We start from the raw sequence: 19,542 nt of genomic DNA, 5'->3' as shown, positions 1-19,542 counted from the left end.
TGGCAGGCGTCAGTGCGGGCAAGCCACGCCGACGTCTGGGCCGGGAGTTAACCCATGGGGTACATAATCTCCTGGCTGACGGCATCGATCTTGGCCAGGGTCTCAGCGCTTAGCGTTACCTCGGCGGCGGCGAGAATAGCGTCCATCTGGTCAACATGGGTGGCACCGACAATGGTCGAGGCCACAAAGTCGTGCTGCTTGCTCCAGGCCACGGCCAGGGTCACCGGCGACAGCTCGATCTCTTCGGCAATGGCCATAAAACGGGCCGTGGACGCCAGGGATTTCTCATTCACAAAGCGCTGCGCCATGGCCTGCTGCCGGGGGCCGTTGCTCAGGTACTCGAAAAACCGCCCCTTGCCTTCGCTAACGTTGTTGTACTTACCACTCAACACACCGCCGGCAATGGGGGAGTAGGGAATCAAACTCACCTGCTCCTGCCGGCACACCTGGGCCAGTGCGTCTTCAAAACGGCGGTTGTTGAGGCTGAAATTATTTTGGATGGTCTCGTAGCGCACCAGGCCGTGCAGCTCCGACTGCCCCAGGCTTTTGGTCAAGCCCCAGGCGGTCTCGTTGGAGCAGCCGACAATGCGCACCTTGCCATCGCGCACCAGGTCATCCAGGGCCCGTAGAGTCTCTTCATAGGGCATGACGCCGTCCGGCCAGTGGGTTTGGTAGAGGTCGATATAGTCGGTACGCAGCCGCGTTAAGCTGCCCTCAATGGCGCGCATGATATGGTGACGATCAAGGGCGGTTTTACCACCGCGCAGAGGTGGTTTAATCCAGGCGTGTCCCGGGCCGGCCACCTTGGAGGCGAGGATAATCGCATCGCGGTTTTTACCCTTCAGCCACTTACCGACGATCTCTTCGGTGCGGCCTATCCACTTGGCGGCCGGCGGTACCGGGTACATCTCGGCGGTGTCGTAAAAATCGATACCGGCGTCGAAGGCTTTGTCGAGTATCGCCTGTGAGGCTCGTTCGTCGGCCTGGCTGCCAAAGGTCATGGTGCCCATGCAGATGTCGGAAACGACGATGCCGCTGTTGCCGAGACGGCGCTGTTGCATAACTCCCCCATTCATTTCATCGATTGATTGTTGTCGGCCGGTGGTGGTCAGTTGAGCGCAAACAGCTCCAGCTGCGGTGCCTGTTCGGTGTCAGCGGCGTCGAAGCGGACACCAATGCCCAGCAGCCGCACCGGCTTGGTTTTACGCTGCAGGGCCTGTTGCATCAACTCGTTGTAGTCGCTCAGGCAGGCCTGGGTACCTACCCGCTCCAGCGTGGTGGCGGTGAAATCGGCGAACTTCACCTTTACAAAGGCTTTTGCTACCTGGTACTCCGCCGGCAAATGGGCCAACCGGCCGCTAAGCTCGGCAAATAGCGCCGGCAACTGCGCCAGGCAAGTGAGGCTGTTGGGCAGATCCTGGGCGTAGGTATGCTCCACACTCAACGACTTGCGCCGGCAGCTGGTTTTCACTTCGCGCTCATCAATACCCCGGGCCAGTTTATACAGGTTGTCGCCGAAAGAGCCAAACAGATTGGTCAGCTCCGCCACCGAGTAGGGTCGCAGATCGGCGCAGGTGTGGATGCCCAGGCTCTCGAGTTTGGCGGCGGTCACCTTGCCAACACCGTGAATTTTGGCCACCGGCAGCTGCAGCACAAACGCCTCCACCTGCGCCGGCGGAACCACAAACAGGCCATCCGGTTTGCGCCAATCGCTGGCGATTTTGGCCAGGAACTTGGAGTTGGAGACCCCCGCCGAAACGGTAATATCCAGCTCCTTACGCACGCGGGCGCGGATCTCTTCGGCGATTTTGGTGGCACTGCCGTGGTTGTGGCTGACCGCGGTAACGTCGAGATAGGCTTCATCCAGGGAGAGGGGTTCGACCAGGTCGGTGTAGCTGTTAAAGATAGAGCGCATCACCTGAGAGGCCTCTTTGTACTTGGCCATATTACCCGGCACGATAATCAATTCTGGGCACAACTTGCGCGCCTGGGCCGAAGGCATGGCGGAACGCACACCAAAACGCCGCGCATCGTAGTTGCAGGTAGAGATGACTCCGCGGCGGTCGGCGCTGCCACCCACCGCCAACGGCCGATTGCGCAGATGGGGGTTATCACGCATCTCAATAGCCGCGAAAAAGCAGTCGGCATCACAGTGAATAATCTTGCGACTCATGCCGCCCCCAAAGAACTGATTAAATGTACAGTATTATAAGCCACCAACTCTGACTCGCAAGCGGCTAATAAAGCTCACCACCTGGCAATGCGCCCCACCCCGCCCGAAGATCGGCACAATCCCAGACCACCCTGGTCAAAGCAGCACCTTTTTAACGGAAAAGCATCGCCAATGTGGTAGAGTCGCCCGATTTTACCGACCGTCATAATAATCAACGCCCAGCCAGGCCCCAGCGCCACGCTAAGGATATGACCATGACCCGATTTCAGGCCAATAGGCTATTTGCACTGCCCAAGCTTGTCACCGCCCTCACCAGCCTACTGCTGGGCCTGCTCGCCAGCCAGAGCGTTCTGGCGCTGGATGAGGCCACCATCAAAAAGTTTATCGCCTGCGGCCCCGCCATCCAGGTACTGGACGAGCAGCTGAGCGATCACGACTGGAACAGCCTAATGCCGGAGGAGTCCACCGAACCGGCCTATATCATTGAGCAGTTTTCCCACGCCAACTACAAACCATTCACCCTGGGTCTGCAGGCCCTGGCCGAGCGCTTTCCCGGTGAATACAGCCGCTTTGAAAAGGTGGTCTCTGGCGAGGGTTACCCCTCCGCCGTCGCCTGGGGTAGCGATGCCGATGCCATTATGCACGTGCTGATGGCTGAATCGATTCTGCAGCAGCAGCCGGAATTTGAGGCCTCCAAGGCGATTATCGCCACCCTGCCACCGGATACGCTCCCGGAATCGGCCAAGCAGCAGATGCAGATGATGGAGGTGATGATCACCGCCGCCAAGAAGGTACCGGCTGCGGATATTGAGCTGATTCGCCAATACAAACCACAGCTGTCGGCCTTTTTCGATAAAGAGGGGGCAGATTCCGCTGACGAGACAGACGCCGCGGAGTAACACCAACGTTAAAGCCTGCCGAGTAAGCGCAGGCTGAGCCCACTAGCCAAACACAATGTCCCGTATTGAAACCGTAAAGCTAGCGTCAGTTGCAACGCAGGTGGCAGACAGTAAAGATCCGGTCGCACAACGGCTCTCCTGGCAACCGTTGCGACCGGGTGGTGCCAATTTCAAAACCCGCCAATTAATCTCTGAACTCGACACCATCACCCTTAAGCCCAGTCTGCTCGCCCGGTTTTTGGCCTGGTGTTTTCTACTGCCGGGGCTATTTGTTCTACTCGCCATCGCGCCGGAACTGATCATTAAAGGCCAGTGGTTTAAGGGGCTGTTTCTGCTGCTGTGGGGCCTGCTCTTTGGCGCCGCCGGCGCCATTCAGCTCTTGCTGGCCAAGCGCTTCACCATTGATCGCGCCCGTGGCGTCTACTTTTTTGGTAAATGCTTTCAAGAGGAAGAGCAACTGCCACGCTCTCGTCAGGGCCGGTTAAACGAGATCTACGCCGTGCAGATTATTCGTGAGCGCGTGCGGGCCCGCTCCCGCAAGTACGGCCCGCACAGCTTTTGGAGTTATGAACTCAACTTGGTATTCGCCGATGGCGAACGGGTGAATATTCTTGACCACGGCAAGGAGCCAGCGGTTGATGCCGCCGCCCGGGCCATCGCCAACGCCCTGGCCATTCCCGCCTGGAAGGCAGGCTACCAGGACACTGAACGATAGCCGCCTCTAGGCCGCATGCTCAATTAACTGCGCCCCGGGTTGCGCCTCTTTGTTGATATCGCAACCCAGCAACATGGCGCCAACCTTGGCAGAGCTGCCATCGTAAAAGCCGCCCTCCACCACCAGCCGTTCCGCTTTTGGATTGCGGAAGGTGCCACCCAACCAATCAATAAAGGCTAAGTCGCAAAAATTGTAGTGGTGCACACCGCGCTGATGATGAATGGCGTGCATCTCAGGGCGCTGAATGAGGTAACCCAACCACACCGGAGTGCGGATATTAGCGTGTTGGAAAATCGCTAAAAACGCGGTGATCAAAATTACATTGGTCGCCGCCGCCGGTGACAACCCCACCACCACGACCAACGCCAGACTGCCAAGCATAGTCCAACCAATCATGTCGGTGAGTGAGAACCAAAAGCTGCCGGCCACATCGACCCGCTCGGCACTGTGGTGCATCTGATGGAAGCCCAACCACAAGGCATCGCTCTTGTGCATGCTGCGGTGCCAGAGATAGACCCCAACTTCATAAACCAGCAATCCCACTAAGGTACCCGCCAGCGTCCCCAAGCCGGTCAAGTCAAACAGCTGAAAGGCCGACAGGTAGCCATCCCAAACCAGTGGCAGATAGGAGGAGAGCAAAAAATAGGTGGCGAAGGCGGCAATGCCTTTCAGATACCAGCCACGTACCGCCACAAAGCGCTGCCTGGGGAAAAGTCGCTCCCAGGCCATCAGGCCGAAATAGAGGGCAATAATTGTGAGTGAGAGAGGGTCTAACACCAGCTCTAATGGGGTAGGCATAACTTGCTCCTAGGTAATTTTGTTATTGAGTAGAAAGAGAAACCAACAATAAATACCGACTAGTTGGTATTTTTAAATTCTACGAGCGGGCTAAAAGGAAGTCAGTGGACCGAGAGTACGAAGATGAAAAGTTGAAAATAACTTTTTATTTTTCATACTGTTATGGAACATAGCCGGCGATAGTTCAAAAACAAAACACCCAGCAGTAAAACAAAACTGTACCTGGAGTACAGTGACATCCCGGCAAAAATGGCTTTCAATACCGACCAATCAGTATCTAGCTGAAAATAAACCGACTCAAAATAAAAACATAGGGAAGGCAGAGAGCGCCATGGGCAAGCGAGCTAGCAACACACAGGAGCGGATTTTAGCCACAGCCGAACAAATTATTCTGTGCAAGGGGTTTTCCGGCACCTCAATCGATGAAATTATCGATAAGGCTGCCATCACCAAAGGTGGATTTTTTTATCACTTTGAAGGCAAGGTAGATCTGGCCCGGCGATTGATACTTCGCTACCTGGAGCAGGATGCCAAGCTGTTTGGTGACTTGTTCGAGCAGGCGGATCAACTCTCTGAAGATCCATTGCAGCAGCTGTTGATCTTTTTAAAACTGTTTGCCAACGCCATTGAGCGTTTGGAAGAGACCCACCCCGGCTGCCTGGTGGCTGGCCTCACCTACGAGAACCAGCAGTTCGATGAGGAGATCCGCGAGTTGATTCGAGCCGGAGTGACCAGCTGGCGTGAACTCATCCTGCGGCGATTGGAAGCCGTAGCCAAACAGCGGCCAAGCAAACTAGCGGTCGAACTGACCGAGCTCGCCGATATGTTTACCACCTGCACGGAAGGCGGCCTGCTTTTGGCGAGAATTTTTAATGACAACCGCCACATCGTTACTCAGTTGTTAAATTACCGAACCCATCTACGATTGTTGTTCGAGTAAAGCGGAAAACATCAGAAAAATCATTAAACCTTGCAGCCTTGTTGTTTTGCGCGCCACTTGTTCAATCCTCGCAATCCGTTTAACCGCAGCCACCACTCCGCCCGCCAAGCGCATAATTAAATCTCTTTCGCAAATGGCATTTGTATTTCTAGCAGGCTCAGAGAATTAATCGGAATATTTCCTGGCAATGGTATTTGAGAGCCTTATAATCGACGCGCTACGCCAAACACCAACAATAACAAAGGACGACAGCAATGCCAGATGCGACAAAAGCTCTCAATTCTATCCCCTTTGGCACACTGATTGGTGGGCCGATGAACGCAGCGGTAGAGGCCCAAGCCAAAGCAGCCATGACCACCGTCGATTTTATTAACGCGGTTGGCTTTACCGACGGACAGGGCGGGAAACAGGAGGTGACCAACATCACCTTTACCGTTAAAAAGGGTGAAAGCACCACCGACATTAAAGTCCCGCTGCTCACCATTGTTCCCATCCCCTTTCTGCGTATTGATGATATGACCATCAACTTCAAGGCTAATATCACGCAATCGGAAGAGTCTGAGGATAAATCCTCAGCCACGCAAAACTGGGGGGTCAATGCCAAAGCCAGCGCTGGTTGGCTGTGGGGCAAGGCCAGCATGTCAGCCTCCTACTCCTCGAAAAAAGATTCCAGCTCCACGCGCGATTCCAAATACTCCGTTGAACATACCGTCGATGTTACCGTGCATGCGGTGCAGGACGATGTACCCGGTGGCCTTGCCCGCATCTTAAACATCCTCACCAAAACCATTGAGGAGCCCACGCCGGGAAAGGAGACAACACCCCCGAATTGAATAGCCCTGACGCCAGCGGCCAAAGCGCCACAAGTAGCCGCAAGCGCAAGTCGGGCCGACAGGAAAAGCCAGAAGAGACAGAATCGCCAGCAGAGCCAACGCAATAGCAGCCACTTACCCAATGCAGCAGGCAGTGCATTGCGTAGCCACTGGCGCTGGCAACCAAGCCAGGTACTGTTGAAAGTGGTGAATAAAATTCGGCGCCTGGTCAACTTTTCGGCGGGTGAAACCCCAACCCTATAAATTAACCTCACACAGCAGCTGCTGGAGCCAACCGCTTTGGCAGCTGCCAAACTAAAAATTTTTTGGCGTTGTTTATGGCCGATTTACAACAGATATTAAGTGCGTTAATTCGCGACATCAGCAAGGCTCGCTTCTCTTCCGATCTCTACTCCCGCTCCATCGCCCGCTATTACGAAAACGACTACCTGCTGCGGCGCTTCCCGATTCCCCGCACTGAAATTGAAGAGATTGAGATCGACCTGAAATTTGCCATCTCCGACATTAGCGATAATTCGGTTAATGGCGAGGGTAAAGAGGCTAACCTGGCCTTTGTGTTGGAGCGCACCACCGAACGGCTGGTGTCGGTCTTTCTGGAGATTGCCGAAGAGTTCTCGTTTAAAACGGAAAACGCAGAGCTGATGCAGCAGATCCACGCGGTATTAGCCAAGGGTTTTCGTTCCGCCGAAGTCCGCATTGAGATGCGCCAGAACGTATTGCGCATGTTTATTGAGTCCTATTCACGCTTGATTACTATCGATGGCGAATTCGATATCGAGGCGGCGCAGTCCAAAGTGATGCGGCCCATGCTGTTTGCGCTCTACAACCATCGCAAACCCGAGGCGGAATTGGCGACCAATACATTCTTCGAACTGATGAAGCCGATCTGTGACTACGTGCAAACCCAAAAGCAATTTACCGATATTATCAAATCGCTGGAGGCGCCGATTGAAACCATCTGGGACAGCTCCAACGATGTGCGCCTGGGCGTTTCCGTGGGTGAGCATCTACACAGCTTAAAAGATTCCGCGATCTGCTCCGTTAAAGTTCGGGCCACCGTACGCAACCACCTCTGGTCTGAAGTAAAACGCGGCGAGCGCGACATACAACGGGTACTCACTTCGGAATAACCGGCTTTAGGAATAGATATTTCTGAACGCCCTATTGGAGAGAAAGCACCATGGCAGACGATGAGAACAGTAACGATACCAGCCCGGCTGGCAACAGCGGCACTGCCCCCAAACGCTACGATGGTGGCGCACTCTCCCTGGCCCAGTTGATCGGTGCACCCATTCACGCCTTGATCGACGCCGAAGCCCAGGCGGCACTCACCACCGCCAATTTTATCCGCAATATGGGCTTCGAGGGCGGCGATCACCCCGGCGACCTCGGCCCCATGCGCATGGCCAGCTTCCGCCATAACCGCACGAACAATAACGGCGAACAGAGTACTATCCAGGTCGATCTCCCCTTTTTATCGCTGCTACCCATTCCCGCTCTACAAATTAAAGACGCCGAACTGGAGTACACAGTAAAGGTCCTGCGCACCGAAACCGACAACAGCTTCAGTAAAGAATCATTGCAGCAACAGGCTCTGCAACCATCACCGCTAATAGAGCAACCCGCCATTATGCGGGCGAGCCTCGCCCCGGAGTCCTCTGCCAGTAAACGGGGTCGTTCCCTGGATATGCTGGTTAAAATGAAAGTTACCGTTCAGCAGTCAGACATCCCCGCTGGCCTCGGCCGGCTGTTAAATTACATGTCTGACAACATTCAACATAAAGATATTACCGAGATCGAAGACGCCGAACTGCTGAATCCCTCCGCTGGGGCAGACCCATCGAACACGGGTGAATAGGCGCATCACTGACACCGCAATCAAACCGCTAATTTTTGACCCTGTTTAAAATCGTCGGATTACAAACGGCCTAACCAACAGTGAATTGCTATGAGCAATATTGACAACAGCCAGGGCATACTCCCCTGCCCCTTCTGCCAAGCGCGGGTGGCCATCCCCTTGGCCGATATTCTCGCGGGCAGGCCATCGCTCTGTAACAGCTGTGGTGCAGAATTCTCCGTCAACCACAGTGAATCCAGCGATGGGCTCAGCAAACTGCGGCAATGGTATCAAACGGTGCAGCGCCAGGTGGCGAATGTAGAGCAGCAGGGTGGAGAAATTAATAGTCCCAGCAAGCCAACCCCAGAACAATCCCTCGACCACCACCCCTATCAGAAGCGCCAGCGCAGGCCGCGCCGCGATTAACCCTCTATTTTCTGCTGACCATGGTTGTGGGCAACACCTTTTCTTCAGCCGATGTTCATCTGCGGCCCTGGTTTACACTCATCGCCGGTGAGCTTGCCGAATTTATTGAACAGAAACTCAAACAGCCGAACCACTACCAAGTTGAAGCCAAGCTACAGTTGCTAAAGGATTTCCCTCGTCTCGGTAAAAAGCCAGAAGTGCAGGCTCAGTTGTGTCGTTGCTTAAGTGAATGTAGTGGTGAGGATTTTCTGCAAAGATTAATAGAACAATTAACAACCGCTGCCTACTTCAATAGCCGTTATCGCCTGCCGCCCCCCAAAGCCGGCGGCCCCCTGATAACCAGCAACCGCAAACGTGGCCAGGCGCTGCTGCAGTTTATCGCATCCCAAACGGCCACAATTCACCAGGCAGTTACCGCTATCGCCATTGCCTACACGGTTATCCGATCGCTCCCCAATAGCGGAATTAATGTCGAGCAGTTTAAACAACAGCTTCAGCAGCACATTGAGGCCACCACTGATGTAACGGTAACGGCCATAGAGCTGGAGCTAGCAGAGCTTCCCACAGCCGGTGAGCAGTGGTTAAGTAAGCAGGCCAAACAGCAAGTACCGGCAGCAATTAAGCAAGTGAAAGCACTCAAAGCACCCTTGGTCTGTATGATCAGCGACTGGTTACAACCTATTGCCACCCATAACCTGGCAATTGTGCAGCAGATAACCGTGGCAAATGAGCAAGTGGAGGCGATATCTGGCTATCACACGGCCATGCAGCAGTCAGCCAACTGGCTTTCCGAACAGTGGCAACCTTGGCGGCTGCGACGTCAGGATGATCAAGCGCCATTGAGTTACAGCGTTTGCCTGTTACCCGAGCTCGACCAGCCCCCCCTATTTGGCCTACGCCGACTCACGCAACATCTTTGGCCATACCAAATGATTTGGCGGTTACGAAGAGCACTTTTCAGAAAAAAACGATAAACAGCGGCAGTTGTTTTGCCTTTTAAAAGATCAGTGTCTGACCAACAAACAGCTGGATTGAGTTCCCGAGAAAGCCGGGATAGGAAACATAACATGGAGGATTAGAACGTTGCCCGGTAAGCAGCCTCCACAGCATACCCAAACCATTTCAATTTATTTCATTTTTTGTCACCATCGTATACGGCCTTACCTGCAAGTGAGCACCCTATGAATCACTCAAACATCTTTGACTCTATTCCTGAAAATTTGAAGGATGAAAAATTCGAAGAGATTGTCAACTCCCCAACTGTTCGTATTGAACGAATCTTATCAAAGGGGCATAGATCACCCGCTGCCGGATGGTATGACCAAGATGAGAACGAGTGGGTTATGGTAATTTCCGGCCACGCAACAATTGAATTCGAGGATGGCAATTTTGTAAAACTGAGCAGAGGCGACCACTTGAACATTCCGGCTCACCGTAAGCATAAGGTCAGCTGGACGGACCCAAGCCAGATTACCCTCTGGCTGGTGGTGTTTTATGGCTAGGCCTCAAAAGCCAGGAGCTCATAGAGAGAAACCTCCAAGCAAAGCAACGTAATTCATTTAACGAGAGAAATAATCCACGACAATTTATCGCTTTTTGTTCAACTCTCTAGAGATGACTAATCACTTAGGCAACCTTGGTCGACTGATTTTGATTGCCAGTCTGGCCCTCACCAACCATCAGGCCTCCACTATGGGAATACTCACTAACAGAGTCTGCCTGTTTACCGGCTTTGAAGCGCAACTTACTTACCAGGGCAAGCCTGCCGCCGGGGCGGAGGTTATGATTCGTAATGAATATAAGGGCAAAACCACGGAACTCCGGATCTTAAGTGACAATGAAGGCAAGTTTCGTTTCGAATCCATCTACGGTGAAGAAAACAAGTTAACCCTGTCTGAGTTTATCTCCCAATCAACGAATTTTTGTTATCTACCACGGCGAAGAGATTCCCAACTGAGTGGGAGGAAAGTTACGAGGAGAAGAGTTCTTTGAATTCGGTGGAACGCCATCCCTGGTTAGCAGCGAACTAACCGATGAGCGACGCGAGGTAGACCTATCCGTCGGCTTTATTGGTACTAATTGCCATTGGCAGATCAAACACGGGAATTGATTTAGCGACAGTCCCGCTTGCGCCAAGACCGACCAACCGCAGAGTGGAGTAATAATTGCTTAGCAACATTACGCGTCAGCCGATAAATTTTTAGGCCGTACGCCGTTAGATGCTCTTCACTTTGCAGGTTTGTTACCCCATGTCCGAAACCGAACACCCTTCCCTCCCCGCGATCGAATTTAAATTTTTGATTCTGCTGTCTGTTTTTATCAGTTGTATGAGCTTTATCAATGTGGTCAGTGCCAAGCTCTGGAGCTTTGCCGGGCTGACCATCTCCGGTGGCATTATGGCTTACTGGCTCACCTTCCCCATTACCGATGTGGTGGGCGAGATCTTTGGCCGCAAGCGGGCCTTCTTTGTGGTGTGGATGGGGCTGCTGGCCAATGTGATTGTTTTAAGCCTGTCGCAGATCGCCATTCAACTGCCACCGGCAGCCATCTACCAGGACCAGGAGTCACTGGCCAAGGTGTTGGGGGCGGTGCCGGTGATCGTTTTAGCCTCGCTGTTGGCCTATTTGGTGGCGCAGATGCACGATGTCTGGGCATTTGATTTCTGGCGCAGGCGCACCGGCGGCAAACACCTGTGGCTGCGCAACAACCTGAGTACCATCGTCTCGCAACTGCTCGACAGCCTGGTGTTTAACGGTATCGCTTTTTATCTGTTTGCCGCCGAGCGTATGCCGCTCTCAGCCTTTGTGGCAATGACGTTGGGCTACTGGCTCTTTAAGTTGGTGATTGCCTTAATCGACACGCCCGTGGTTTACCTGCTGGTAGCCTGGTTGCAACCGAAAAAGGCCCAGGCAGCTGGCTAAAGCAGTGGGTGGTGCTAACCGCCCACCAGCTCCGCACGCAGGTCCGCGAGGAAGGGGATATTCAGGTACTGATCCGGCTGCAGCGCACTCCAATCCATCGGCCCGGGTGTGGCGTAGTGGGTGTGCGTGGCCAGTAAGCGCTCGGGAGTGGCGATGTAATCCAACGGGGTATCGTGCTCCTGCATCACCACCAACTCGTTATCGACCACCTGAATATCGTGCACCGTGGTGGCAATGGGCGTGCTGTCGGACACTACCCCATAGTGGCGGAACAGGCCCAACTCCAGGTCGGCAAAGCCGGCGCCTTTGCCAGTACGGCCCCCGGCGGGGGTGACGGCAACACAACCCACCACACAGAAATCCAGCGGTTCGATCTCGGCAAAGCTCACCCGCTTGCCGTGTTTAATAAAGCCGTCGGCGTACATCACCTCGGTGAAGGGGATGTTGGCCGCCTGCAGTGCCTCTGGGTCGAGCAGCAGAAAGGGGAAGTCGCGCACCAGCTCCGGTACCGGGGTGTAGAGCCGCTTGCCCTGCTCCAGGGCCAGCAGACGCACCCAGGCCTGGGCGGCGTCGGGGTTGGTTTTTACCACCTTGGCGGCCTGCCACTCGGGCAACTCCGCCAGGCGGGCGGCGGCCACTTGGGCACCAACAAAATTGGGAATCGCCGACCAGGGCGAACCCACCGCCGCACCGGAGCTCTCCAGCTCGGACCAGACACTCTGGCGCAGTTCATCTTTTTTGGGGTGGCGCCCCTGCCAGCGCGCTTTGGGATTGCTCATCGGTCACCTCACTACAGAATTTGTCTGCCGGCTTAGTATGCAAACAGTGTGCAACGGCAGATGAGAAGATCAGACCAAGATTGGTGGTCAGCGGGACCAAATCTTGCGCGCTGAGCGATATTAAGGATTGCCAAAGCCGTAACCATCCACAGCGGCCGCCCTTGGCGTGTGATTTTACATCCGAGCGATAAGCCGCTATTTTGCCAAGCGCAGGGAAGCCAAACCAGCCGCCAGCTCACCATCACAGCACTTAGGCGACGCGCGAAAACCGGGCTTGATCGCCCTTTATTTTGGATTCACTGCACGAAGTAACCTGCCCCATGCCCGCGATTAAATTTCTCTTTCGGCCGCTCTGGCTGACCCTACTGCTTGCGACCCTCAGCGCTTGCGATAGCCCCAAACCGGCCACCGGCCCGGAAACCACGACTAACACCATCAGCACCACCATTACCGTCCACGAGGGCACCAATATCGCCGTGGCCCGCAATCCGGTAAATGGCGAGCTGGTGATTGCCCACCAGGGTGCCCTCTTCCTGCAGACTGCAGCGGGCGAGGTGCAGGCGCTCACTGAGTGGCCGGACGATGCCTGGGAGCCGGATATCAACAGCAGCGGCACAGCACTGGTGTACGAGGGCTACCGCTTTGGCAGCTTCGACCTCTGGCAGCTGCCCCTGGACGGCAGCGAACCGCCAACGCAACTGACCCAAAGCGAATTCGACGACCGCGAACCGCAATACAGCCCCGATGGCAACGCCGTGATCTTCTCTTCCGAACGGGGCGGCTCCTACGATATCTGGCAGCTGGCACTCTCCAGCGGCGAGCTGCAACAGCTCACCCACACCCAGGGTGAAAGCCACTCACCCAGTTGGTCGCCGAGCGGCGAGCAGTTTGCCTATATCACCGATGGCCGGCCCACCAGTAGCGTCTACCTGGCAGAGGCCGATGGCAGCGGCCAACGCGCACTCTGGCAGAGCGACGGCAAGCTCAGCGCCCTCAGTTGGAGCCCCGATGGCCAGCAGCTGGCCATCCGCACCCTCGACCGCGACGCCGATGGCAATGCCCTCTCGGCCCTGCGCCTGATCGATATCGCCACCGGTGACGAGCACAGCATCACCGCCGACGATGCCGATGTCTTTCCGTTTCGCGCCCAGTGGAGCGGCAACAACAGCCTGCTGTTTACCAGCGACGGACTGATCAAAAACTGGCAGGCGGGCAGCGAGACCACTATCCCCTTTGCCCTGCCGATTACCATCACCCACGCCGACTACCCGCGTAAGCAGCGGGATTTCGACCGCACCGACGCCCAGCCGGTGTTGGGTTACTCCTACCCGGCACTCTCGCCGGAGGGCGACCGCCTCGCCTTTGGCGCCCGCGGCGATCTCTGGTTGTGGCAGATCTCCAGCCAGACCCTCACCCAGCTCACCGATGATGCCGCCGCCGACCAGAGCCCAAGCTGGTCCGCCGATGGTAAGACACTCGCCTACGTCTCCGACAAAAACGGCCGCTACCAGGTGTGGCTCTACGACCTGGCAAGCGCACAGGCGGAGCCGATCGATATCGACCGCTCAATCGTGAGCTTTCCCGCCCTGTCGCCGGATGGGCGCCAGGTGGCCTTCTTTACCGATGTGCCCGGCGACCCGATTCTGCACGTAACCGGCCAGCTGACCGTCTACGACCGGGCCAGCAAAACCCTGACGCCGCTGATCACCCCCATGCCGCCCGACCCGCTCTCCTGGTCGGCGGATGGCAAGTACCTGATCACCACCAAGCTGGTGCCCTACAACAAGCGCTACCGGGAGGGGCTCTACGACCTGGCAATAATCGACGTGGCCGCCAACTCGTTGCAGTTGATTCGCCCCACCCCCCACCGCAGCCTGAAACACGCCAGCTACTCCGCCGGCGCCTCGGCCATCGCCTACAGTGAAGACGGCACACTGCACGCCCTGCCGGTGGACCAGGCGATGCAGCCCGTCGGTGAGGCGAAAACGGTGTTGGACGAGCTGGCCGACACCCCCAGCTGGTCCCAGGATGGGCGCTACATCGCCTACCAGGCCGGCGACAAAATAATGCGCTTGACCATCGCCAGCGGCGAGATAGAGGAGATCACACCATCGCTTACCTGGCAGCGGGCGGTGCCCAAGGAGAAATGGGTGCTGCGCGCCGGGCGGCTGTTTACCGGCACCGGCGAGAAGGTGTTAACCAACCAGGATATCGTCATCGCCGGCAACCGCATTGAGAGCATCGGCGCCAGCGACCCGGCCACGCAGCTGCCGGTGGTGGATGCCAGCGACAAAACCGTTATCCCCGGCCTGTTTGAATCCCACTCCCACATTGGCGATCACAATCTGAGTGAGGAGCAGGGCCGGGTGTGGCTCGCCTATGGCATTACCTCCGTGCGCGACCCGGGCTCCAACCCCTACCTGGCCAACGAGCGCAAAGAGGCCTGGGCCAGTGGCCGGCGTATTGGCCCACGCACCTTTATCACGGGCCACAACATCGATGGCAATCGCATCTACTACGCAGTGAGCGAGGGAATTGGCTCCGACGCTCACCTGGAGCGGGCGCTGGAGCGGTCGCGGCTGCTCAATGTCGATTTCATTAAAACGTATGTGCGCCTGCCCAACGACCAGCAGCGGCGGGTGATGGAGTTCGCCCACGCCATGGGTGTACCCACCACCTCCCATGAACTGCTGCCCGCCGCCAGCATGGGGGTCGATGGCATAGAGCACTTTACCGGTACCAGTCGGCGCGGTTACACCACCAAGATCAGCGAGCTTGGCCGCACCTATCAGGATGTGGAAGATATTCTGGTGGCGGCCAACATGGCCATAGTGCCGACCATGGTGGTGCCCGGCGTGGTGCTCACCTTCAGCGAACAGGACGACCTCTACGGCACCGACAGCTTCAACGCCTTCTACGGCCCGGCACAAAAGGCCAACTACCAGGCCTTTATGAGCTTCTTTGGCCCCGGTGCCGAGGGTTACGTCGATAACTACGGGCAGCTGCTTACCCACCTGGTGGCGCGCGGGGCACTGGTTGGCACCGGTACCGACTCCCCCTTCACCCCCTTTGGCACCGGCCTGCACGCCGAACTGCGCCTTTACCAACGGGCGGGGTTAAAGCCCTGGCAGATTCTCCAGGCCGCCACCCTGCAAAGTGCCCGTATCGCCCAAGTGGAGCAGGATTTAGGCTCCATTGAGGTGGGCAAGCTGGCCGATATGGTGGTGGTTGATGGCAATCCGCTGGCCGACGTCGCGGCGCTCAGCCAGATCAGCCTGACGGTCAAAAATGGCACCGCCTATCCAGTGGCAGGGCTCCGAGCGGCCAGCCTGGAGTAGCCTCTAGCCGCAAGAAAGCGGGCATAGATCACTGTCAGGAAACCAATTTTCTCTTTATGATGGCCGGCATCGTGGGCTATCAGCCAAGAGAATAACAATATGCTGCCATCCGATTTGAGTTCGTTTATTTGGGGACTGGTCAGTGGCATTGTGGTGGTTGTCTTCAGTAGTTTTTTCAGCGCCGCCGGTGGAGACCTCTGGCGCTGGGTCAAAGCCAAGGTGAGCCCCTCACCGCCACCACCACTGCAGGTGCGGGCCGACTTCAAACCCCGGGACCGCATCTTTGACGAGTGCGCCTGGGTCCATGGGCAGCGCACCACCCTGCGCGAACTGGAGGGTTACCGCTTCTATCTGCACCCCAAAACCCGGGCCCGCTGCTTTCGCGAACTCCAGTTCGAGGGGGAAGAGCCCTTTCAAGAGTGGTTGATGCTCAAACCCGATACCGACCCGCCACACTAGCCAGGCACAATAACGCCTGCAGCAATACACACACCTGGGTCCATGCCATTTCCCTTCTGCCGGCAAAACCGGCTAAGCTCTGCCCTTGCAAGCCGAACACCACCAAGACAAAACCGCGGCTCAGCCCCAGGCACAAGACAACAGACACTGCATGAAGCAAGTACCAGCCACCACCAACCCGTATGGATTAATCACCGACAGCCAATACCTGACCAGCCAAGCGGCCATTGAGGCTCTCTGGCAGCAGGCGGAGATGGGTGATTTCAACGCCTGCGATGGTGCCCAATTGCACTATCGCCGCTGGCCAAATCCCGTCAGTGACGATGCCATTGTCATTGTTACCGGTCGTGCGGAATCGGTGGTGAAGTACCGGGAGGTGATCTACAACTTCTATCAGCAGGGTTTTTCCATCTACAGCTACGACCACCGTGGCCAGGGTTTCTCCAAGCGGCTACACGATGACCCGCACCTGGGCCACGTCGAGCGCTTTGCCGACTATGTCGCCGACCTTAAACACTTTTACAAGGGGTTTGTCGCCCCACGGCAACACCGCCACACCTTTATGCTGGCCCACTCCATGGGCGGCGCGGTGGCCACCCTTTATCTGGAGCAATACCCCACGGATTTTACTGCCGCGGCACTCTCCGCCCCCCTGCACTGGCCGGATTTGGGCAGGTTCGGCACCTGGGGGGAAATTCTGGTGGAGTTGATCGACTTGGGCGCCCGCCTGCTGCGCCGGCCAGCCAACTACGCGTTAACCCAAAGCCCTTTTCAGCCACAGCGCTTTCGCGAGGGTGATCCCACCACCCTCACCCACAGCCGCGAACGTTTTGAAGAGACTCAACGGCTGTTTCAGGAGCATCGTCAAATTCAGCTGGGCGGGGTCAGCAACCGCTGGCTGGCGGAGACCTGCCGCGCCTGCCGGCGCCTGCGCCGCAACGCCCACCATATTGCTGTGCCGATATTAGTGCTGCAGGCAGAGGTCGATTGCGCGGTAACCGCCCAAGGTCAAAACCGCTTCTGCCAGGCGCTTACCAAAGCCGGCACTAACCTGTGCCACCACGGTAAACCGATGGTAATAGAGGGTGCCTACCATGAGCTGCTGATGGAGACCGACCGCTACCGACTGCCGGTTTTAAACGCGATTCTCGATTTTTTTAACGAGCAAAAAACCAATTGAGCAGCCAACAGCGCTTTTCCCTGCAACCAACACTCAACCGGAAGCCAACCCGGCTGGAATAGAAAACCCTATGTCTCTGCAAGCCACCTTCCAATCCATGCGCCCACCCTTTCTCGTGCTCACCCCCGCCTGCGTGTTGCTGGGTATCGCCAGCGCTGGGCTGAGTGAGCCAACCCTCTCAGCCCTACCCATCGTGCTGGCTCTGGTGGGTGCAGTGAGTGCTCACATCAGCGTTAACACCTTTAACGAATATTTCGATTTTAAGAGTGGCCTGGATGCCACCACCGAACGCACCCCCTTTAGCGGTGGCAGCGGCTCCCTGGTGCAGACACCCGCGGCGGCGAGTTGGGTATTGGCCTCGGCGGTGATAACCCTGCTGCTCACCGTTATGATCGGCCTCTATTTCCTGATCAGCGCGGGGCTGGCCATAGTGCCTATCGGCCTGCTTGGTCTGGTGATTATTATCACCTACACCAGTTGGCTCAACCGCAACCCCTGGCTGTGCCTGATTGCCCCCGGGCTAAGCTTTGGCCCATTAATGGTGGTCGGCACCCAGGTGGCGTTGACAGGTCACTTAGCCACCACCGCCCTCTGGCTTTCGCTGCCGCCTTTCTTTCTGGTGAATAACCTGCTGCTGATGAATCAGCTGCCCGATATCGACGCCGACCGCGCCGCCGGTCGCCACCACTTCCCCATCGCCTACGGCGTGGCCGCCAGCATCCGGCTGTTTGGCCTGCAGCTGCTGGCCGCCGGTATTGCCGTTGTGCTGCTACCCACTGCGGTTGGGTTGAGTTACTGGAGCCTGCTGGGGCTGCTGCCCTGGCTGGCGGGTGTGGCCAGCTTTATGGGGGCGCGCCAATTTGGTGGGCAGATTGAGCAGTTACTGCCCGCCATGGGCATGAATGTGGCGGCGGCTGTGGTGACACCAGCGGTAATCGCCCTGGCACTACTGCTCAGCTAGCGCTCTTTCACCCTCGCTGAAGCGTCGGGCCTACTCCAGCAACCGCTGACACCTGTAACTGACCACTTACTCTTGCAACTGGCCACTCACTCTTGCAACTGAAAGGTGCCGCGGAAATAGAGCTCCAGGCGCAGGGTGATCGCCCACTGGGGGTTGTAGTCGCTATCTTCGGGGAAGTGGAGTTCGGGCACGATATCGCCAAACAGATAGTTGTCGTTCAGGTTGCGGCGAAACAGTATCTGGGCATAGCTGTCGACCAGCAGTGGACTGCCGGCCCCCTCACCCAACATCACCCAGGCGTAACGAATGGCATTGCGCTCCCCCAATAACTGGTTGATCTCAAAGCGCTGGGCAAACTCCAGGGTATCCTCCACCTCCCGCCACTGCAGCTGAGTAACCGAACGCAGGTTGCGATTGCTGGAGAGCGGCCGGCTCAAATCCCAGCGGCTGCGCGCCGAGTAACCATCGCTGTTAAACCAGGAGAGGCGGTGGTCCGCCTGCAGGCTCCAGGGGCTGTCGCTGATGCGCCACAACCGGCTGCCGTTCAAGCGCACGTATGGGTCCAGGGGAATATTGAGCCGCACACCGGCGTTGATGCGATAGCGCCAGGTACGGCCGGGCTTGGTCTCTTTCTCCAGACCAATCACCGTGGAGTCGTTATCCTGCAGGTCGCGATTACCGGTGCGGGCCCCCTCCTCTTCAATGGGGGTTTGCGTCTCTTCCGGTGTGTTTTCAAAAACGATCTTCAGCCGTTTGCGGGTGGTGGGCAGATCCAGCTTAAAGCGCAGGCCGAGGTTGCTGTCGAAGGGTTCGGTTTCGAACCACTGATACTCCTGGCTCAAACGCAGGTAGGAGTGGTTATCGACATCCAGAAATTCGTCGGTGCCAAACCAGCTGTCAATATTACGTGAGGAGTTATCCACCCAGTTGGAGACAATCGAGTGCACCGGTGTAATGGTGGTGACCGCCCACTTGGGCAGGTCCGATGACTCTCCAGCCTGCAGTGGTGCACACACAAAGGGGAAAGTAACAAGTAGAGCGCCGGCAACGGCCAGAGGCCATCGCCTGGGGTGGAGCATTAGCACACCAATACTCACAGAAAGAGTCGCCTTGCATCTGCACATTAGGCGTTATATTCCACTTTTTCCCGGAGGGCCGCCACCATTGTGGCCGGCAAATTGTTGCTCTGCAGGCGAGCTGTTACACTGCCGCCGATAAACACCCTGCCCTTCATAAAAACAACTTACAATCCGCAGCAGATAACTTTTCAACTTTTAGATGAG

20 protein-coding genes are annotated in these 19,542 nt (G+C 56.6%); 15 read left to right on the top strand and 5 right to left on the bottom strand.

The features are described 5' to 3' along the window. Positions 1 to 47: 47 nt before the first annotated feature. Both SBL51_RS21525 and dinB read right to left on the bottom strand, forming a co-directional pair. Positions 48 to 1,061: an aldo/keto reductase gene (locus SBL51_RS21525; RefSeq protein ID WP_317933240.1), complete on the bottom strand. Its 1,014-nt coding sequence runs from the start codon at positions 1,059 to 1,061 to the stop codon at positions 48 to 50. A gap of 47 nt (positions 1,062 to 1,108) precedes the next feature. Continuing rightward, positions 1,109 to 2,173 (bottom strand): DNA polymerase IV, encoded by a 1,065-nt coding sequence (gene dinB, locus SBL51_RS21520; RefSeq protein WP_317933239.1) that lies wholly within the window; start codon positions 2,171 to 2,173, stop codon positions 1,109 to 1,111. Between the two features lie 254 nt (positions 2,174 to 2,427). On the opposite strand from dinB, the gene SBL51_RS21515 reads away from it, so the two are divergent. Together SBL51_RS21515 and SBL51_RS21510 are read left to right on the top strand one after the other, a co-directional pair. After that, complete coding sequence (locus SBL51_RS21515) at positions 2,428 to 3,072, top strand: hypothetical protein (RefSeq protein WP_317933238.1); 645 nt, start codon at positions 2,428 to 2,430, stop codon at positions 3,070 to 3,072. A 100-nt stretch (positions 3,073 to 3,172) separates the two neighbouring features. Then, positions 3,173 to 3,787, top strand: a complete 615-nt coding sequence (locus SBL51_RS21510) for a hypothetical protein (RefSeq protein WP_317933237.1) — start codon at positions 3,173 to 3,175, stop codon at positions 3,785 to 3,787. A gap of 6 nt (positions 3,788 to 3,793) precedes the next feature. On the opposite strand, the gene SBL51_RS21505 is transcribed toward SBL51_RS21510, so the two are convergent. Next, positions 3,794 to 4,585 carry a sterol desaturase family protein gene (locus SBL51_RS21505; protein WP_317933236.1) on the bottom strand — a complete coding sequence of 264 codons (792 nt, stop codon included), beginning with the start codon at positions 4,583 to 4,585 and terminating at the stop codon, positions 3,794 to 3,796. A gap of 331 nt (positions 4,586 to 4,916) precedes the next feature. Here SBL51_RS21505 and SBL51_RS21500 point away from each other — a divergent pair, with 331 nt between their 5' ends. The 9 genes from SBL51_RS21500 (at position 4,917) to SBL51_RS21460 (ending at position 11,542) form a co-directional block, all read left to right on the top strand. Continuing rightward, positions 4,917 to 5,525, top strand: coding sequence for a TetR/AcrR family transcriptional regulator (locus SBL51_RS21500; protein ID WP_317933235.1), 609 nt, complete (start codon positions 4,917 to 4,919; stop codon positions 5,523 to 5,525). A 254-nt stretch (positions 5,526 to 5,779) separates the two neighbouring features. Next, on the top strand, positions 5,780 to 6,358 hold the full coding sequence (locus SBL51_RS21495; protein WP_317933234.1) for a DUF2589 domain-containing protein: 579 nt from the start codon (positions 5,780 to 5,782) through the stop codon (positions 6,356 to 6,358). 317 nt (positions 6,359 to 6,675) lie between these two features. Continuing rightward, positions 6,676 to 7,488, top strand: coding sequence for a hypothetical protein (locus SBL51_RS21490; protein ID WP_317933233.1), 813 nt, complete (start codon positions 6,676 to 6,678; stop codon positions 7,486 to 7,488). Between the two features lie 50 nt (positions 7,489 to 7,538). Next, positions 7,539 to 8,216 (top strand): DUF2589 domain-containing protein, encoded by a 678-nt coding sequence (locus SBL51_RS21485; RefSeq protein WP_317933232.1) that lies wholly within the window; start codon positions 7,539 to 7,541, stop codon positions 8,214 to 8,216. A gap of 90 nt (positions 8,217 to 8,306) precedes the next feature. Next, the gene (locus SBL51_RS21480; RefSeq protein ID WP_317933231.1) at positions 8,307 to 8,621 is read left to right on the top strand and encodes a hypothetical protein; all 315 of its coding nucleotides are present in this window, start codon (positions 8,307 to 8,309) and stop codon (positions 8,619 to 8,621) included. Between the two features lie 26 nt (positions 8,622 to 8,647). Continuing rightward, complete coding sequence (locus SBL51_RS21475; protein ID WP_317933230.1) at positions 8,648 to 9,595, top strand: hypothetical protein; 948 nt, start codon at positions 8,648 to 8,650, stop codon at positions 9,593 to 9,595. A gap of 207 nt (positions 9,596 to 9,802) precedes the next feature. Next, entirely contained in the window at positions 9,803 to 10,123 is a 321-nt protein-coding gene (locus SBL51_RS21470) for a cupin domain-containing protein (protein WP_317933229.1), read from the top strand. Between the two features lie 112 nt (positions 10,124 to 10,235). Further along, positions 10,236 to 10,613: a DUF6795 domain-containing protein gene (locus SBL51_RS21465; protein WP_317933228.1), complete on the top strand. Its 378-nt coding sequence runs from the start codon at positions 10,236 to 10,238 to the stop codon at positions 10,611 to 10,613. A 257-nt stretch (positions 10,614 to 10,870) separates the two neighbouring features. Further along, on the top strand, positions 10,871 to 11,542 hold the full coding sequence (locus tag SBL51_RS21460) for a queuosine precursor transporter (RefSeq protein WP_317933227.1): 672 nt from the start codon (positions 10,871 to 10,873) through the stop codon (positions 11,540 to 11,542). A gap of 14 nt (positions 11,543 to 11,556) precedes the next feature. On the opposite strand, the gene SBL51_RS21455 is transcribed toward SBL51_RS21460, so the two are convergent. Next, complete coding sequence (locus tag SBL51_RS21455; protein ID WP_317933226.1) at positions 11,557 to 12,321, bottom strand: 5-formyltetrahydrofolate cyclo-ligase; 765 nt, start codon at positions 12,319 to 12,321, stop codon at positions 11,557 to 11,559. Between the two features lie 320 nt (positions 12,322 to 12,641). Between SBL51_RS21455 and SBL51_RS21450 the strand changes: the two genes are divergently transcribed. From SBL51_RS21450 to SBL51_RS21435, 4 genes are all read left to right on the top strand, one after another. Beyond that, a complete protein-coding gene (locus SBL51_RS21450; protein ID WP_317933225.1) occupies positions 12,642 to 15,659 on the top strand; it encodes an amidohydrolase family protein in 3,018 nt (1,005 codons plus the stop codon). Between the two features lie 99 nt (positions 15,660 to 15,758). Beyond that, entirely contained in the window at positions 15,759 to 16,118 is a 360-nt protein-coding gene (locus SBL51_RS21445; RefSeq protein ID WP_317933224.1) for a hypothetical protein, read from the top strand. A 151-nt stretch (positions 16,119 to 16,269) separates the two neighbouring features. Continuing rightward, positions 16,270 to 17,298 carry an alpha/beta fold hydrolase gene (locus SBL51_RS21440; RefSeq protein ID WP_317933223.1) on the top strand — a complete coding sequence of 343 codons (1,029 nt, stop codon included), beginning with the start codon at positions 16,270 to 16,272 and terminating at the stop codon, positions 17,296 to 17,298. A 70-nt stretch (positions 17,299 to 17,368) separates the two neighbouring features. Then, a complete protein-coding gene (locus SBL51_RS21435; RefSeq protein WP_317933222.1) occupies positions 17,369 to 18,259 on the top strand; it encodes a prenyltransferase in 891 nt (296 codons plus the stop codon). An 86-nt stretch (positions 18,260 to 18,345) separates the two neighbouring features. Here the strand turns inward: SBL51_RS21435 and SBL51_RS21430 are convergent, their stop codons facing one another. Then, a complete protein-coding gene (locus tag SBL51_RS21430) occupies positions 18,346 to 19,338 on the bottom strand; it encodes a hypothetical protein (protein WP_317933221.1) in 993 nt (330 codons plus the stop codon). Positions 19,339 to 19,542 lie beyond the last annotated feature (204 nt).

This window comes from Halioxenophilus sp. WMMB6 (assembly GCF_033283405.1).
Classification (GTDB): Bacteria; Pseudomonadota; Gammaproteobacteria; order Pseudomonadales; family Cellvibrionaceae; genus Halioxenophilus.
Note: the sequence above shows the minus strand (reverse complement) of the source record. Positions and strands in the feature narration are given on the sequence as shown.